Below are 17,061 nucleotides of genomic sequence, written 5' to 3' on the forward strand. Positions count from 1 at the left end.
TGGATTATGGCTGCAAGGTGTCTACGAAACACGGGGCGATTCACTCCGGCAATGGATACGTCCGCCAGAGGTGGCCCACTGGGCGTTGCGGGCAGCAAAGCAGTGCCTGGATGCAAAACAGCAGCTCGGCCAGCGGGACTGTGGTGACGCAAAGGGTCCCCACAGCCCGATCGTTCAGCCAGGCAATGACGTCGCGCCGGGGCCGGCCTCATCGCCTCGGACACGACATTGGCATCGAGGTTGATCAACCGTGGCGGCCCGGCGGGCGTCCTGTCACGAACCCGCTCTAGGATGGTGAACTTTTCTTCCGTCAGGCCAACCTTCCGGCCGATAGCGACCAGCCCCCCCCAAGCGCAAGCGGTCATGGGCCTCAAGGCCATCTCGTTCGACTGCCATCTGTGCCAGCCCCTGCTGTGTTTCGAGGGAGGCGGCCTCGAGACGAGGTCGCAAATAGTGTAGTGGGGAACGGTTGCATGGGCATCCCACTTCATCCCTTCACTTCAAATCGCAGGAAATCGGCCAATCGCTTCGACTCGTTGATTTCGTCATGGGGTATCAGCAGGTACTTCCAGGGCTTGATGCCTACATTCGCCGCGTGGTCGGAGGCGTACTTGCACCAGCGCATGGCGGCAGCGGCCTTGGCCTGAACCTCCTGCGAGTTAATGTCGGCACGTGCCTTGGTCTCCACCATGAAGATGGTCGCGTCCGTCTCGGCCACGAAGTCGGGGATGTACTCCGGCTGCTCGGTGCCAAGCTTGTAGTAGATCTGGAACTGCCCCTTCGCGGGCTTGAACCACTTCGTCGCGTCGCGCTCCAGGATGATGGCGAAGCGCCGTTCGGTATCCGAGTCGAACTTCTGCAGCGGGTACAGGCAACGCGCGAAGCCGCCGAATAGCATCTGCTTGATGCGACTGGTCTCAGTCACGGTCTCCCGGAAGTGGTGGGCCGTCTGGCCTGCCGTGGCGGTGTAGTTGCAAGGCTTGAGTTCGGTGAAGCCGCGACTGACCTGCGCCTCGTACCCGGTCGCTTCCTCCCAGAAGTGGGCCATCATTTGCGCGTGGATTTCCCGTGCGATCAAGCGGCGGTCACGATCGAGGACGCTGATGGCTTCGTCCTCGGACAGATAACTGCGCAGGTGCTGCACCATCTGGCCGGCGAGGTCGTAGAGGAGGTCGGCGTGGGTGAAGTAGTCGATGTCGTCGAAGTCCACCAGCGCGTGGACGATGTAGTCCTCCGGGCGCTGCTCCTTGAGCCCAACTTCGGCGGCCAGGGTGAACTGCTCGTTGGTGCGCAGCATCTGCCCGACGATCTCGCGCTCACCCGGCTGGAGGTGGAGCTGGCTCACATCCAGCTTGAAGGCGTGGAAGCCCGTCGTGACTTCGCCAGTCGGCACCACCGCGATGCGCGGGATATCGATGGTTTGCTGCACCACGATCTCCGTTGTCTTTGCCACCACTGCCGACAAATCAAGAGCGGAGGCTGATGCATCCACGCCCGCCAGCAATTCGCCCTGCAGCGGCTTCAACCGCTCCGCGACCTCCGCGAGGATTTCCTTCTGCACTTCGGGTTTCAGCAACGCACTGCTGGTGGGCACCAGATCGCGCTTGACCTCGTACTTGCCGATGACGTCCATGACCACGCGCGCGGCCTGCTTCTCCGCCTCCGTGGTGAACACCGGTTTGGGCACCGGGGCTTCCGCTCCACTGTCGGTGGCTGAAGCCCCTGTGATCACTACCGGTGCTTCCGTCAAACCGAGACGCGCCGCTGCCCCGGACTCGACCTGCACGCTGACCTTCTTGTCGTCGGCGCTGGGCGCATCGAGGATGACCTGCTTCAGGCGAATGGGCGAGTCGCCGCGGTTGGCCTCGTCGATGATCTCCTGGAACTTGTCGTGCGCAACGATGTTCAGGCGATCCACGGCCGCGACGCCCGTGCGCTTGCCGTAGGGCAGGCGCAGGCCGCGTCCGATGGACTGCTCGATCAGCGTGCGTGCGTTTGCAGCGCGCAACGGCACGATGGTGTAGAGGTTGGTTACGTCCCAACCTTCCTTGAGCATGTTGACGTGAATCACGATCTCGGTCGGTTCATCCACGCTCTCCACGGCCAGCAGGCGCGTGATCATCTCTTCTTCTTCCGCGCCGGTGCGGCTGGAATCCACCTGGATCACCTTGCCGGCGTAACGGCCCTCATAGAAAGCGTCCGACTCGATCAGTTCCTTGAGCTGGGCCGCGTGCGTAGTGTCGCGGGCAATCACCAGCATAAACGGCTTGACCGTTTTGACGCCGTTCTCGCGGGCATAGGTCAGCAGCTCCACCTTCGTGGTTTCGTGCAGACGCACGCCGTCTTCGAGCTTGATCTTCTCAACCTCTTCGGGCGTGTGATTGCTGGCCTTGAAGTTGCGCTGGGTGACAACCGCCGGCTCCTTGACGAACCCATCCTCCATCGCCCGTGCCAACGGGTAGTCCATCACCACGTTCTTGAACGGCACCGGCCCTTTGCTGGATTCGACAAAGGGAGTCGCGGTCAACTCCAAACCGATCAAGGGCTTCAGCTCATTGATCGCCCGCATGCCCGCCTGTGCGCGGTAGCGGTGTGATTCATCCATCAACAGCACCAGGTCGGGTAGGTTTGCCAGATGGTTGAAGTAGCTGTCGCCAAGCACCTCGCGCATCCGCTTGATGCGTGGCTCCTTGCCGCCGCGCACCTCGGAGTTGATCTTGGAGATGTTGAAGATGTTGATGCGCACGTCGTGAGCGAAGCCCATCGACTGCTCATCCACCGCCGCACCGGTCTGGTCGTAGTTGTCGCCGGTGATGATCAGCGGCGGTTGCTGCGCGAACTCGGCGATGCCCTTGAACACGTACTTCGGCGTGTTGCGCGTGAAGTCTGTGATGAGCTTGTTGTAGATCGTCAGGTTGGGGGCGAGCACAAAGAAGTTGTTGATGCCATGCGCCAGATGCAGGTAGGCGATGAAGGCGCCCATCAGGCGGGTCTTGCCCACGCCCGTGGCCAGCGCGAAGCACAGCGAGGGGAACTCGCGCTCGAAGTCCTGCAGCGTGGGGAACTCGGCCTTCAGCGTGGAAAGAATGGCTCCCACCTCCCGATCGTGGCTCAACAGCTCGGGCGCGGCCCCAATGGCGCGCGCCAGCCGCTTCAGCGACTCCTCCTGTGGCGGCCGCAACGACAGGCGACCGGTAACGGCGTGCAGAACGCGGCTGTTCATCATTCATCCTCACCAAACAATGCGCCCTGGCTCACATCCGCAGCCGACGCCTTTCTACTTTTTTTTCTGCTCGCTTCAGCCTGTGCCACAGGCTCAACAGGATCAGGCTTTGCTACCGGCAGGTTCGCCACGTTCAGGCTGTAGTCGTCGTGCCCCCATTCACAGCGGGTCAGCACCATCTTCGGAATCTTCTTCAGCGTCAGGTTCGGCCAGCGCTCCGCCGCCTTGGCCGCGGTAACGCCATGGAAAGCGGCGCAGCACACCAGCAGGCTGCGCTCCGGGCCGACTTCATCGGCCAGCGCCTGCAACTGCCCGGCGGACAGGTTCTGCGTAGTGACGTAGATAAAGTCCCGCTCGCTGGAATGGCCATGCTGCCACCAGTGCGTTTCCGACGGCGCATAGGTAAAGCCTTCCAGCTTGGCCAGCGCCTCGGCCAGCATCGCCGCGTTGTACTCCGGGTTGATCACCGGGTTGCCCCAGCGGTCATTGACGATCAGGCTGGGCGCGAGGCGGTAATAGCGGAAGCCCCCGCCACCTTTCCAACCCACGGCTTCGGTAATGCCGCCCTTGTCCTCACCATCAATAACCTTCTTCAGGCGCGGGATGATGTGGGTGTGGCAATGCTCGCCCAGTTCCACCATGATCCAGCGGCGGCCCATTTTGTGGGCGACCGCTCCGGTGGTGCCGGAGCCCGCAAATGAATCAAGAACAATGTCGCCAGGGTTAGTCGCTATGTGGACGATGCGATAAAGAAGCTCTTCGGGCTTGGGGGTTTCAAAGAATGCCTTCTCCCCGAACAAGCTCTCCATGTGCGACGATGCATGCTGATTTAGCCCACAATCTGTCCAGATTGAAGGGGCCGACATTCCCTGTTTTGCTTCAGACTTAAAGAGCTTCCGCATGGGTGTAGTTGCCGTACCCTTGACTCCCCAGTACAACCTCCCTTCTGCTTGAAGTCTTTCCATTTCCTCTTTGCTGTGTCTCCAGCAGGTTCCCTCTCTCGGATAAACATCCTGTCCTGTGAATGGATTGCGCACGGGATAATACAAGCTCTGGACAAAGCGCCCCCCTTTGCCGTTAGCAGTCGTATCGATCTTCCTGAAGGGCCCACGAGGGTCTGGGCCAGTCGGTTCTGTGAACACCTGATACTGTGCATCGGCCTTTTCAGTCCGCGGCATTAGATTGAATTTCTCCTCCGCGAGGGTCTTCTTGCTCGAGCTGTCTTTAGATTTGGCCCAAACAAGGATGTGGTCGTGTACCGAGCCCACCTTTCTGTCGTTGGGCGGCCCATCACGTTTTTGCCACGATATATCGATGATGAAATTTGCGCGCCCAAAGACTTCGTCCCCAAGCACCTTCAAGTAATGGGCTTCGTTATCATCAACTGTGATCCAGAGTGATCCATCGTCAGACAGTAGTCGCTTGATGATCTCCAATCGGTCACGCATCAAGCCAAGCCAGATCGAGTGCTCAAGCCCATCATCGTATTGCGCAAACGCGCTTCCGGTGTTGTATGGCGGATCAATAAATACACACTTCACCTTGCCGGAGAATTCCTGTTCCAAGGCCTTCAGCGCCAACAGGTTGTCACCAAAGATCAGCCGGTTGTCGAAGATGTCGTTGTCCGTCACGCGATGCTTGGCGTGATATGACTTTTCCGGATCTTCCAGCAGGATGCGCGGCTCCAGCTTGGGCCGCTTCTCCTTGCCGATCCATGTCAGTTCAAGTTTTTGCTTACCAGCCATTATTAGAATTCCGAATCTTCATCTTGAACATCTTCAGAAGGCCGAACTTGCTGCCAGTCATTCGCGATGACCTTCCAATCCACATTGCGTTCGACCACTTTCCCGTCACTGCCTTGACCTGTCCACACCGCCCAGAAGTCCGGATCATCCGACTTCGGACGATGGTGCTCGGGCAGTGCTCTCATCTGCACCAAGACCGGCAGCTCCGATGCCCAGCCGAGTAGAATGGCATGACGAGAGGGAAGCGACGGCAGGTCGCGCAACAGGCCGCGCAGGTTGTCGGGCACGAGCTTGTGCACCAGTTCCTGGTCACGGTCGTTGCTGATGCGGTGCAACAGATAGCTATTGCACTGGGAGAGCACGGTGGGCGACAGTTCGCTTGGGCGCTGCGAGGACAACACCAGCCCTAGCCCGAACTTTCGCCCCTCGCGGGCGATCTTTTCAAACACCTGACAGCAGATGGTGGCCGAGTTTTGGTTTTCGGCGTCGTCCTTGTAGCGCTTAATGAATGTATGCGCCTCTTCCATCACCAATACGGTAGGCAAAGTCTTGCCGTGGTTTAGCTTCCGGTAACGCTGCAAGGTCTCCAGCGTCATGCGGGCGATCACTGCCGTGATGATATGCACCACCTCCGCCGGCACCAGCGAGAGGTCGATGACGGTGACGGAGCCGTTGGATGCCTGGTTGTCGCCGATGTGATTTTCAAGCCAGTCAGCCAAGGACGTTTCGGTAGTGCCCGTAACAATTCGCTTTACCCTTGTATCCGATAGCATCGTTCGGATACGCATGATCAGAAAATCGAAAAACTGTGCGTTTGTTTCTTGGTTCGCCAATGCCTCCAGATGATCAGCGAACTGAGCTCCATCAAACTTTAATGGCGCATCCTCGTTTGGCCCTTCTTGAAAAACGGCCCCGCCAATGGATGAAAGGAATCTCTGAAAATGGGAAATCACTCCTTCAACCGCAGTTGCGGGAAAGTCGTAGTATCCAGTCTGGCCGTTCTGTTTGCGGTAGGTTTGTTGCGGCCGACTCAGCAGAGACTGAACTTGAGCGGAAAGAAATTCTAGACTCTCACGGTGCTCAGCGAACTCTTGGGAAAATGCTTCAAGGTCCTCAAGGAAGACCGGAAGCTTGGGACCGAACTTCCAACCTTCATAAGTTTCACCATTACGGACTTGCGCCTTCAAGGTGATGAGAATGGAGCTAACTTTTCGACGCAGGGCAAATATGGTGTCTTCGGCCACATCGGAGCTGCTGCGCATCTCCCGGAGTGCTCTGCGCAGCAGGGGGCGTTGCGCACGCTCGCTCGCTTGAGTGAACGCACTCCACTCGGCGCTATTCCAGAACCACAGAGGTACTTGCAGCTGCTCTACGCCTTCACTGGGTTCGACGGCATAAACACGCACATCGCCCAATCCCTCAAAAGCTTTTGCATACTCGCCATTCGGGTCGAGAACGATAAACCGCGCGTTAGGTTTCGCACCTCGTTGTTTTTCTGCTGCTTCCAAAGACCAGCGGACTAACCCCGCGACCGAGCAGGATTTGCCGCTGCCGGTGTTGCCCAGCACCGCCAGATGGCGGCCAAACAAGCGGTCCGGGTCGATCTTGACCTCGGCATTGGCGGCTAGTGGGCTGGTACCGATCACCACATGGCGGTTGTCGCCGGATTTGACGATTGCCTGCAGTTGATTGTGCGTGGGGAGCAGCACAGCATCGCCCACCGTGGGATAGCTTTCGACGCCGCGCCGAAACCGATAAGCATCCTCCCCTTGTGTATTCTTGCCCTCGTACGTCAATACGCCCAGCGGGTTGAGGCTCATCTTGCGCAGGGGATAAGGCAAGTCCACCAGGCCGAAGTCCTGCATGCCCTTGCGCTTGGGGTACTGCGAGCGCTCGATGGTGATCCACTCGACTTGGGCGACCAGATGCCCCTCGTCGCTGGGGATCAGCACATAACCGTTGATGCGCGGAAACGAGCGAGGTGTACCTGTATTGAGCGCCACACCGTCGGGAGCCTCGATGTCCAGCAGCACCTTGATTTCGTCGGGAGAGACAAAGTCGATGCTGCCGATGCGCAGGGAGTCGGCATAGGCCAGCGGTGACAAACTCATACCAGATCGCTCCCGTCGAAGGCGCTGGCCTCTGCGGTGGAGCGCGTTGCAGGCTGTGGCCCTGTCCCCATTCGCTGCTTGAGCAGTTCACTCATGCGGAACGTCGTCTTATCGATGGCTGCCTTGGGCAGATAGTGCTCGGTCAGCGTGGTCAGGTCGGCCAGCGCCGGGCCAATCAGCAAGCTGATCTGAGATGGTCGGCCCAATTCCTGGTAGGTCTGCATGATGCGACCAAGCGGATCGTTGAATGAGATCACCACCAGATGCGTCGAAGGGATGGTGAGCATGTCGCGGATCACCCGGTTGATATGCTCGTCACCAAAGCTGTAGCCATAGGTCACCAATGTGCTGTTTGGGCGGCACACGGCGGCCGCGAGATCGCGAAAAAGCTCAACGTAGGGGTAGTCGGCGGTTTCCCTATCCTTGGCAGCGTTGGGGTAAATCATCAGTTGGTGGGCTGTGACCGCGCCCAGGCCCGGCGCCATTAGATAGGGTTCGACGTTCTCTGCTCCGAACGGAAGGCTGATACGGCGGACGTCCTTGCCCGTTTGCACCCAGTCCACCGAACCGTGCAGCTTGGTGTAGCGAGCCACGCCTTCCAGATAGCGCGGCTCGCCGCGAATACCGGGCGGGTTGTAGTGCATATCCAGATCCAAGCGCGAAGAGCGAAAGATCGGCATGAGGTTGCCGAGAAACCGGTCCAGCAGGTGCAGGCCGGCCAGCTCCGCTCCAGCCTCGATCAGCCGGTCATAGTTGGTAGTGAATATATTCAGGCGGTCCCGTACCCCAGTGCGGCTGGCAAAGCTCATCAGGAAGGTGACGAGGGTATTGAACGCCTGCTCGCGCTTGTCTTCTTCGGCTGTTGCGATGCCCGCTTCGCTGCTCAAAATCGACTGCGCGAACATCCGCATGCCGATATCCAGTTCGTTGCGCAGAGCTTCGGCCTTGCTGTCTTGCTGCAGAATCTCCAGGCCGCGCAGCAATTCGTTGGCAACGCGCAGTTGATCTTCCAGATTGCCCTTCTTACGCCCGGCCGCTTCCGCTGCTTTCTTTGCTGCTTGATCGATTTCGATTTGGTGACTGCTCAGCGTCAGTGTGCCCATGCCGGCAGCGCCTTTCCCCGCGGCGAGGTAATGCACCGCATGGGTAAGTCCGGAGCCGGCCAGTAGCGAAAGATGCTCGGACTGGAACAGTGCGGTGAGCCAAGGCTCGATCTGGCGGCGCAGTTCCTTGGGACCAAAATTTTCACCAGCCCATGAGGCGTCGTAACCGTCGCAAATCTTGAACTTGCCATCTTCGGCCCCTTCTTCAAAAAGCACTGGCCGATGATCATCACGCACCTTCAATATGTTGGGGGGCATCTTCTCGGCCTTATCAGACATCATTTCAACTCCCATTCCACGGTAAACAACGTGCGCTCTTTGACCCGCTGCTGGAGCTGTACCTCCAACTGGCCGATCAAATCATTACGCTGCGCTTCAACTTCGTCCTGCCGGGCAAACAGCTCGCGGCGCAGCTTGCTGCGCTTGGCTTCCAGTTCGCGCTGCTTCTTTTGCCATGACAGCTTTTCTTCCAGCGTCGGCGAGGTCGCGGCGGTTCGGCGCACTTCCTTGATCTCGCGGTCGATCTCCTTGATCTCCTGCTCCAAGCCGAGCTTCAGGTCGTCCGCCCAGGCATCCAGCTTCTGGACTTCCTGCTCGAAGTAGCCGAGGTTGCGCTGGTTGATTTCCCTCAGGATTGCCGTTCGCCTGCTTTCAATATCGGCGGTCAACGCAGGAGACTCCGCGCTGTCGAGCAGTTCTGCGGGCTGCTCGGTGGCCGGCAGGCGCAGCAGTTTTTCCGGGTCGTCCTCTGCCAGGGCGATCCCATCGGTGGTAACGGCCGAGACCAGAAGGTGCTGCTCCTGATTGCCCAGGGCTTCGACTGAAATCAGCTTGCAGGTCAGCCACCCGCTCTTGCCGCGGTAGGGCTCCAGGGTGCTGACCTTGGTCCCATATCCGTCGTAGTCGAACACCAGCCTCACACTGCCCAGCTGGCGGGACTTGGCCCGCTCCGCGGCCCACAGGGCCAGCGGGTGATTGATACGGTACAGGTGCGCTTCGCCGGAGCGGCGCGGCAGTTCGTAGCGGCCCAGGCTGACGTCAGCCTCTGACAGACCTTGAGGCTGACGATGCAGGCTGAAGCCGTCATTGTCGAAACTGGCGCAATCACCCAGTTCAGCACGGCTCAACTCGATCAGCATATGCTCGAAGCGGCTGCGGGTGCTTCGGCTGTCATCAGCCCGTATACGCAGCTTCTCCTGCACTTCCTCGTCGAAGTTCTCCAGCAGTACCTGGCGTGTCCTGACCATCTCCTCGTTGATCTCAGCGGAGAGATCGAGCCGGAGTTGCTCGAAGCTGGCCTTGATTTCATCCGGGTCACGGCAGTTCTGGTAGATCTCGGCGATGCGGCGCTCAAAATCGACACCGGAGCCAATGGCACCCAGCACTTCGTCACTCGCTCCGAACACGCCCTCGAAGAGCTGGAGCTTCTGCGACAGCAGTTCGTAGACGCGCTTGTCCGCCTCGTTGCTCAGATCAACGAAGTTCACAACAACCACGTCGTGCTTCTGGCCGTAACGGTGGCAGCGCCCGATGCGCTGTTCGATGCGCTGCGGGTTCCACGGCAGGTCGTAATTGATGACCAGCGAGCAGAACTGCAAGTTGATGCCTTCGGCTCCGGCCTCGGTGGCAATCATGACCTTGCCACGCTCCTTGAAGTGCTCGACCAGTGCCGCACGGGTGTCGGCGGTCCTGGAGCCGGTGATACGGTCTGTGCCTTCGTGGCGTATGAGCCAGTCCTTGTAGATCGCCTGCGCACGCTTGTCGCTATTGGTGCCATTGAATAGAACGATGCCGTCGCCGTATGGCGTGTCAGCCAGCAAGTTGAGGAGGTATTCCTGCGTGCGCTTGGACTCAGTGAAGATGATGGCCTTCCGCGCCGCGCCCAGCCGGTCTAGTTCCGCAAAAGCCCGATCCAGTGCGGTGAGCAGCGCCTTGCCCTTGGCGTTCTCGCGGATGCTGGAGGCCAGCTCTTTGAAGTGGCGAAGCTCTTTGATTTCCTGCGCGATGGCATCCCGCTCCGAGCGGTTCAGCGCCGTAGAGCCGGGGCCTTGAACGCTCCATTCGTCCGCGGTTTCGTCGAGCGACTCGTAGTCCTCATCCAGTTCCTCGACGAGATCGGGGATTTCAGCCGTTTCGTCGAGCACTCCCTGAAGGCGCTTGGCCATCGTCTCGAGTGCACCTGCGATGGCGTGTGAGCTGGACGCGAGCAGCTTCCACAGCACCAGTGAAATCAGCTGGCGCTGCCCCTCGGGCAGAGCCTTGAGGTTGGGGCGGCGCAGGTAATCGGCGACGAGCCTGGACAGTTCCTGCTCTTTGCTCGTTGGCGTGAACTCCTGAACGATGGCCTTGCGCGCTGTGTAGGACACATAGGGCTGCACCTGTTTGCGCAGGGTGCGCTTGCAGATGGGGGCCAGCCGATTACGCAGGCCGCTGAAAGCCTGTTCCCGGCCAGTGAATTGCGCGCGGAAACTGTCAAGGTCTCCGAATACGCGGTCATCGATGAAGCTGACCAGTCCGTAGAGTTCAAGCAGTGAATTCTGCAACGGCGTCGCAGTCAGGAGCACCTTGGAGTGAACATGCGACAGCGCCTCTTTGAGAGCCTTGGCAATGACGTTGCTGGTTCTGTAGACGTTGCGCAGGCGATGCGCTTCATCGAGTACAACCAGGTCCCAGTCGATGCCTTTGATATCGTCAGCCTTTGCCTTTGCGAACTGGTAGGAGCAGATGACTGGACCAGAGGCGAACAGAAATGGGTTCTGTCGGTCCTGCTTACGGATCGCGTTGTAGCTTTTTGCCTCAAGAATCAATCCTTGAAGGCCGAACTTGTCCTGCAACTCCTGGTGCCACTGCTTGCGCAGGTTGGCCGGGACAACGATGAGGATCTTCCGCTTCCGTTCCGCCCAGCGCTGGGATATGACCAGGCCGGCTTCGATCGTCTTTCCGAGACCAACCTCGTCGGCGAGGATCACACCACGCGAAAGCGGGTTGCGGCACGCGAAAAGCGCGGCGTCGACCTGATGAGGATTCAGATCGACTTGAGAATCGACCAAGGTCAAAGCCAACGACTCCACCGAGTCGCTCGCGGCACGCCTGGTTAGCAGCCAGGCAACGTACTGGCTCTGGTGCGGCGTCAGAAGCTGCTGTGTCCTCACAACGGCAATCCCCCTGCTCTTCCCCGAACATGATTTGGCGGATGAATTGGTCCGCCCTCACTCGGCCTCTGGCTTCTTCTTGTTGATGCTTTCGGCGATCCAGCGATCCAACTCTGAACGGCGAAAGGACCAAGCGCCCCCCCCGGAATGAAAGCCGGAATCTCTCCCCTCTGCGTCAAGCGACAGGCCGTCCGTTTTCCCGCCTTCAGGTACGCGGCGACTTCGTCACAAGCGTCAGGATCTCGCTTTCGAAACCATGCGTGGGTCTTTCGCAACTTTAGATTGCAAAGTTTGCCCAATTCTACCGATGTGTGATAGGCATCGAGCAACGCAAAATCTACCAAGCCTTACACAGGCCGACCTGCGCGTATCCTGAAAGGGTGGCGTGGCACGCACAGTGCATCGAACTACCGGCGTAATGACCTAGCCAGACCCGCACCTAATCAGATAGGTCACTCAATAGAAGCTCCTGGGCGAATGCAAAAAAGCCCGCGTTCACGCGGGCTTTTTGAGACTGGCGTCTGACCGTACTGCCGCTCACTCCCACTCGATCGTCGCCGGCGGCTTGCCGGAGATGTCGTAGACCACGCGGGAGACGCCGCGCAGTTCGTTGATGATGCGGTTGGAGACCTTGCCCAGGAACTCGTACGGCAGGTGCGCCCAGTGCGCGGTCATGAAGTCGATGGTCTCCACCGCGCGCAGGGCGATCACCCATTCGTAGGCGCGGGCATCGCCGACCACACCCACCGACTTGACCGGCAGGAACACGGCGAAGGCCTGCGAGGTCTTGTCGTACAGGCCGGCCTTGCGCAGCTCGTCGATGAAGATGGCGTCGGCGCGGGCCAGCAGTTCGGCGTACTCGGGCTTGACCTCGCCGAGGATGCGCACGCCCAGGCCGGGGCCCGGGAACGGGTGGCGGTAGACCATCTCCCGCGGCAGGCCCAGTTCCACGCCCAGGCGGCGCACCTCGTCCTTGAACAGCTCGCGCAGCGGCTCGACCAGGCCCAGCTTCATGTGCTCGGGCAGGCCGCCGACGTTGTGGTGGCTCTTGATGACGTGGGCCTTGCCGGTCTTGCTGCCGGCCGACTCGATCACGTCCGGGTAGATGGTGCCCTGGGCCAGCCACTTGGCGTTCTTCAGCTTGCCGGACTCTTCCTCGAAGATCTCGACGAACAGGTTGCCGATGATCTTGCGCTTGGCCTCCGGGTCGGCCACGCCTTCCAGCGCCTTGAAGTAGCGGTCGGCGGCGTCGACGCGGATCACCTTCACGCCCAGGTGCTCGGCGAAGGTGGCCATCACCTGGTCGCCCTCCTGCCAGCGCAGCAGGCCGGTGTCGACGAACACGCAGGTCAGCTGGTCGCCGATGGCCTTGTGCAGCAGGGCCGCGACCACCGAGGAGTCCACGCCACCGGACAGGCCCAGGATCACCTCGTCCGAACCGACCTGCTCGCGCACGCGGCGGATCTGGTCCTCGATGATGTGCTCGGCGGTCCACAGGGTCTGGCAGCCGCAGATGTCGACCACGAAGCGGCGCAGCAGCGCGGTGCCCTGCTTGGTGTGGGTCACCTCGGGGTGGAACTGCACGCCGTACCAGCCGCGGCGGTCGTCGGCGAAGGCGGCGACCGGGATGCGGTCGGTTTTGGCGGTGACGGTGAAGCCCGGCGGCGCCACCGACACGTGGTCGCCATGGCTCATCCACACGTCCAGCCGCGGCGGCGAACCCGGGTGGTCCTTCAGCCCCTCGAACAGGCGGTCGGCCGCCACCAGCGAGACCTCGGCGTGGCCGAATTCGCGCTGGTCGGCGGCCTCGGTGGCGCCGCCCAGCTGCACCGCCATGGTCTGCATGCCGTAGCAGATGCCCAGGATCGGCAGGCCCGAATCGAACACCTCCTGCGGCGCGCGCGGCGAACCCTCGACCGTGGTCGACTCCGGACCGCCGGACAGGATGATCCCCTTCGGCGCGAAGGCCGCGATCTCGGCCGGGTCGTGGTCCCAGGCCCAGATCTCGCAGTAGACGCCGATCTCGCGGATGCGGCGGGCGATCAGCTGGGTGTACTGCGCGCCGAAGTCGAGGATGAGGATCTTGTCGCTATGGATGTCGGTCATGGAGGGGTTCGGGTGCAGTGGACGGTGGCGCCGGGTGGCCCTGCGGCCGGCCCCTGCCTCAACCGATCTGGTAGTTCGGCGGCTGCTTGGTGATGGTGACGTCGTGCACGTGGCTCTCGCGCTGGCCGGCGCCGGTGATCACCACGAACTGCGGCTTCTTGCGCATCTCCTCGATGGTGGCGCAGCCCACGTAGCCCATGGTGGCGCGCAGGCCGCCGGCGAGCTGGTGGATGATGCCGCTCAGCGGGCCGCGGTACGGCACGCGGCCCTCGATGCCTTCCGGCACCAGCTTGTCGGCGTCGGAGGCGTCCTGGAAGTAGCGGTCCTTGGAGCCCTTCTCCATCGCGCCCAGCGAGCCCATGCCGCGGTAGCTCTTGTAGCTGCGGCCCTGGAACAGCTCGACCTCGCCCGGGGACTCCTCGGTGCCGGCGAACAGGCCGCCGATCATCACCGTGGAGGCACCGGCGGCGATCGCCTTGCCGATGTCGCCGGAGTAGCGGATGCCGCCGTCGGCGATCAGCGGGATGCGGTCCTGCAGCGCCTCGGCCACGTCGTCGATGGCGGTGATCTGCGGCACGCCCACGCCCGCGACCACGCGCGTGGTGCAGATCGAGCCCGGGCCCACGCCGACCTTGACCGCGTCGGCGCCGGCGTCGAACAGGGCCAGCGCGGCGTCGCCGGTGACGATGTTGCCGCCGACCACCTGCACCTGCGGGAAGTTCTTCTTGACCCAGGCCACGCGGTCCAGCACGCCCTGGGAATGGCCGTGCGCGGTGTCCACGATCAGCACGTCCACGCCGGCGGCCACCAGCGCCTCGACGCGCTGCTCGGTGTCGCCGCCCACGCCGACCGCGGCGCCGACCATCAGCCGGCTGTGCGCGTCCTTGGCGGCGTTGGGGTTGTCGGTCTTCTTCTGGATGTCCTTGACCGTGATCATGCCGCGCAGCTGGAAGTCGTCGTTGACGACCAGCACCTTCTCGATGCGGTGCTTGTGCAGCAGCTGGAAGATCTCGTCGTCGCTGGCGCCTTCCTTGACCGTGACCAGGCGGTCCTTCTTGGTCATGATGTGGCGCACCGGATCGTCGAGCTTCTTCTCGAAGCGCATGTCGCGGCTGGTGACGATGCCGACCAGCTGGCCGTTGTCGTCGACCACCGGCACGCCCGAGATGTTGCGCGCGCGGGTCAGCTGCAGCACCTCGCCGATGGTGGTGTCGGGGTTGACGGTGAACGGGTCCTTGATGACGCCGGCCTCGAACTTCTTGACCTTGGCGACCTCGTTGGCCTGCTGCTCGACGGTCAGGTTCTTGTGGATGATGCCGATGCCGCCGAGCTGGGCCATGGCGATGGCCAGGCGGGCCTCGGTCACCGTGTCCATCGCCGCCGAGACGATCGGCAGCTTCACCCGCAGGTCGCGGGTCAGGCGCGTCTCGAGCGAAACGTCCTTCGGCAGTACGGTGGAGTGGGTGGGGACGAGCGAGACGTCGTCGTAGGTGAGTGCTTCGGCCTTGATGCGCAGCATCGGCATACCCGGGTGTGGGGAAGCGCGTCATTATACCCCCGATCCGGGGCCCTACGGCGCTACGCAGCATTCCGGCCGGCACCCGCCGGCGGGCCGTTCAGCGCCCTGCCCGGCCCGGCGCCCGCTGCGCGCGCCCCAGCCCCTTCCAGGTCAGCCACAGCGCGCCGGCCAGGTAAGGCAGGCAGCTGGGCACCCACATCAGCAGCCCGGCCAGCTGCTGGTCGGCCAGCGGCTCCAGCCCGACCTCGGGGGCCCGGAAGGCATACAGGGGGTACAGCGGCCGCGGGGCGAAGGTCAGCAGCGCGCCCAGGAACCCCATCACCATCATCAGCGCCACGCTGGCGACCACGCCCGGTGCCGGACCGGCGCCGGCGTCGCGGATGCGCCGCCACAACGCCGCCCAGAACCACAGCCCGGCGAGCAGGAAACTGGCATGCATGGCCTCGTGCAGGCGCGTGCTGGCCACCGCGGCCTGCAGGGAGCCTGGCAGGTGCCACAGCACCATGACCGCCGCGTGCGCGACCGTGGCCGGGCCCAGGCGCGCGGCCAGCCAGGCCAGGGCCGGATGCAGCGACCGGTGCAGCCCCCACGCCAGCGACCGCGGCAGGGCCCCGGAGATGACCGCCCAGGGCCGTCCGCCCAGCAGCAGCGGCGGCACCACCGCCAGCAGCAGCATGTGCTGGGCCATGTGCGCGCCCAGCGACCAGCACGCGTAGGCGTTGAGCGGACCGCCGAGGACGAAGGCCAGCAAGGCGATCCCGGCGACGAAGCCGGCCGCCTCCGGAGGCGCGATCCCCCGCCCCGGCGCGCGCCGTCCCAGCCGCCACAGGCCGGCCGCGTACAGCACCAGCAGCAAGGCCGGCGGCAGCAGCCATGCGCCCGGCGGCGCCCACGGCGCGGCCAGGCCGCCTGGGGCCCGGCACAGCGCGGCCAGGGCCGCGGCAGGGAGCGGCAATGCCGCCGCCACCAGGGCGACGAGCACCGCCCACGCCTGCTTCGCGCGCGGCAGCGTAGGCTGCCGTTGGTCCCGGCCGGCGAGGAAGCGCGCGTGTACTTCTGGCTCAAGCTGCTGCACATCGGCGCGGTGCTGGTCTGGTTCTGCGGGCTGTTCTTCCTGCCGCGGCTGTTCGTGGCCCGCCATCGCGGCGGCCGCGATGCCGACCCGGCCTACTTCAATCCGGTGGCCAACCTGCTGTTCTTCCGCATCGCCACTCCGGCCGGCCTGGTCGCCATCGCCCTGGGCATGGTGCTCATCGCCATGGTCCCATTCGGGGCCTGGCTGGCGGCCAAGCTGCTGGTGGTGATGGCCGCGGTGCTGCTGCACCTCTACTTCGGCCTGCACCTGTACGCGCTGGGCCAGGGCCAGGACCGCCACAGCGCCCGCTTCTACCGGATCGTGGGCTGGCTGCCGCTGCTGCTCCTGCTGGCGCTGGCCGCGCTGACCGGGGCCAAGCCGCACACCTTCGGCGACCTGCCCCCGCCCCCGCTCGCGGCCACCGAGGCTCATGCCGCCGGCGGCGCATCGTCGCCGCCCTCTTCCCCGGCCGCCTTGTAGCCGTACACGCCGATGCCATGGCGGAAGGTCAGCGCCCCGCCCAGCCAGCCGACGATCACCACCATCACCATGCCGGCGCCGGACAGCAGCAGGCCCCACGGCCAGATGGCCGCGGCCGGATCCGGCAGGCGCAGGCTTACCCCGGCGGCCGCCAGGGCCAGCAGCATCACCCCCGCCAGGAAGTGGATCCAGGCCGAGACATGCCGGCGCACCACCCGGATGAGGAACATGTCGGCGATCCCGAACAGCGCGGCGAACACCCCGCCGCCCAGGCCGAGCACGCTCAGCCACCAGGCCGCCTGCGCCCAGAACGGATCGCCCAGCCACAGGTAGAGCAGGTCCGCCAGCGGCAGCAGGGTCAGCGCCGCCACCGGATACACCACCAGGATCGGATGCAGCGGGTGCTGCTTGATCGCCACCCGGCTGGCCACGGTGTGGCTGCGGTTGTCGGGGACGGGCTGTTTCAGGCTCCTGCGCATGGCGACCTCAGCGGCATGCCGGCAGCAACAGCACCGGCACCACGGTGAACAGCACCGCCACCGTCGCC

General features: G+C 62.8%; 10 protein-coding genes and 1 pseudogene. 1 reads left to right on the top strand and 10 read right to left on the bottom strand.

Annotated features, from left to right (window positions below; translation table 11 throughout):
• Positions 1-487: 487 nt before the first annotated feature.
• The 9 genes and pseudogenes from B351_RS0111495 to B351_RS0111530 all read right to left on the bottom strand — a co-directional run bounded on the left by B351_RS0111495 (position 488) and on the right by B351_RS0111530 (position 15,941).
• Positions 488-3,223: a DEAD/DEAH box helicase gene (locus tag B351_RS0111495; RefSeq protein ID WP_026010636.1), complete on the bottom strand. Its 2,736-nt coding sequence runs from the start codon at positions 3,221-3,223 to the stop codon at positions 488-490.
• Positions 3,223-4,968 carry a site-specific DNA-methyltransferase gene (locus tag B351_RS0111500; RefSeq protein WP_019399191.1) on the bottom strand — a complete coding sequence of 582 codons (1,746 nt, stop codon included), beginning with the start codon at positions 4,966-4,968 and terminating at the stop codon, positions 3,223-3,225. Before B351_RS0111500 ends, B351_RS0111495 begins: the two co-directional genes overlap by 1 nt.
• 2 nt (positions 4,969-4,970) lie before the next feature.
• Positions 4,971-7,079 (bottom strand): ATP-binding protein, encoded by a 2,109-nt coding sequence (locus tag B351_RS0111505; protein WP_026010638.1) that lies wholly within the window; start codon positions 7,077-7,079, stop codon positions 4,971-4,973.
• Positions 7,076-8,461 (bottom strand): SIR2 family protein, encoded by a 1,386-nt coding sequence (locus B351_RS0111510; protein ID WP_232207925.1) that lies wholly within the window; start codon positions 8,459-8,461, stop codon positions 7,076-7,078. Before B351_RS0111510 ends, B351_RS0111505 begins: the two co-directional genes overlap by 4 nt.
• Positions 8,461-11,334 carry an SNF2-related protein gene (locus B351_RS0111515; protein ID WP_019399196.1) on the bottom strand — a complete coding sequence of 958 codons (2,874 nt, stop codon included), beginning with the start codon at positions 11,332-11,334 and terminating at the stop codon, positions 8,461-8,463. The genes B351_RS0111510 and B351_RS0111515 overlap by 1 nt, the downstream gene beginning before the upstream one ends.
• A gap of 57 nt (positions 11,335-11,391) precedes the next feature.
• Positions 11,392-11,575, bottom strand: a pseudogene (locus B351_RS18185) (helix-turn-helix domain-containing protein).
• Positions 11,576-11,871: 296 nt separating this feature from the next.
• The gene (guaA, locus tag B351_RS0111520) at positions 11,872-13,440 is read right to left on the bottom strand and encodes a glutamine-hydrolyzing GMP synthase (RefSeq protein WP_019399197.1); all 1,569 of its coding nucleotides are present in this window, start codon (positions 13,438-13,440) and stop codon (positions 11,872-11,874) included.
• A gap of 58 nt (positions 13,441-13,498) precedes the next feature.
• Positions 13,499-14,959, bottom strand: a complete 1,461-nt coding sequence (gene guaB, locus B351_RS0111525; RefSeq protein WP_026010640.1) for an IMP dehydrogenase — start codon at positions 14,957-14,959, stop codon at positions 13,499-13,501.
• Between the two features lie 97 nt (positions 14,960-15,056).
• Positions 15,057-15,941, bottom strand: coding sequence for a cytochrome c oxidase assembly protein (locus B351_RS0111530; protein WP_019399199.1), 885 nt, complete (start codon positions 15,939-15,941; stop codon positions 15,057-15,059).
• A gap of 66 nt (positions 15,942-16,007) precedes the next feature.
• Between B351_RS0111530 and B351_RS0111535 the strand changes: the two genes are divergently transcribed.
• On the top strand, positions 16,008-16,514 hold the full coding sequence (locus B351_RS0111535) for a CopD family protein (protein WP_125109399.1): 507 nt from the start codon (positions 16,008-16,010) through the stop codon (positions 16,512-16,514).
• On the opposite strand, the gene B351_RS0111540 is transcribed toward B351_RS0111535, so the two are convergent.
• Positions 16,463-16,993 carry a DUF2231 domain-containing protein gene (locus B351_RS0111540; protein ID WP_019399201.1) on the bottom strand — a complete coding sequence of 177 codons (531 nt, stop codon included), beginning with the start codon at positions 16,991-16,993 and terminating at the stop codon, positions 16,463-16,465. The two genes, B351_RS0111535 and B351_RS0111540, sit on opposite strands and share 52 nt — an antisense overlap.
• Positions 16,994-17,061: the final 68 nt, after the last annotated feature.

The sequence above is a fragment of the Pseudoxanthomonas sp. GW2 genome (assembly GCF_000283075.1).
Classification (GTDB): Bacteria; Pseudomonadota; Gammaproteobacteria; order Xanthomonadales; family Xanthomonadaceae; genus Pseudoxanthomonas.

What these genes read in the sequence shown, in the direction of transcription:
- B351_RS0111495 (WP_026010636.1), bottom strand. Translation starts at nt 3,223, where the DNA reads ATGAACAGCCGCGTTCTGCACGCCGTTACCGGTCGCCTGTCGTTGCGG.
- B351_RS0111500 (WP_019399191.1), bottom strand. Translation starts at nt 4,968, where the DNA reads ATGGCTGGTAAGCAAAAACTTGAACTGACATGGATCGGCAAGGAGAAG.
- guaA (WP_019399197.1), bottom strand. Translation starts at nt 13,440, where the DNA reads ATGACCGACATCCATAGCGACAAGATCCTCATCCTCGACTTCGGCGCG.
- B351_RS0111510 (WP_232207925.1), bottom strand. Translation starts at nt 8,461, where the DNA reads ATGTCTGATAAGGCCGAGAAGATGCCCCCCAACATATTGAAGGTGCGT.
- guaB (WP_026010640.1), bottom strand. Translation starts at nt 14,959, where the DNA reads ATGCTGCGCATCAAGGCCGAAGCACTCACCTACGACGACGTCTCGCTC.
- B351_RS0111505 (WP_026010638.1), bottom strand. Translation starts at nt 7,079, where the DNA reads ATGAGTTTGTCACCGCTGGCCTATGCCGACTCCCTGCGCATCGGCAGC.
- B351_RS0111540 (WP_019399201.1), bottom strand. Translation starts at nt 16,993, where the DNA reads ATGCGCAGGAGCCTGAAACAGCCCGTCCCCGACAACCGCAGCCACACC.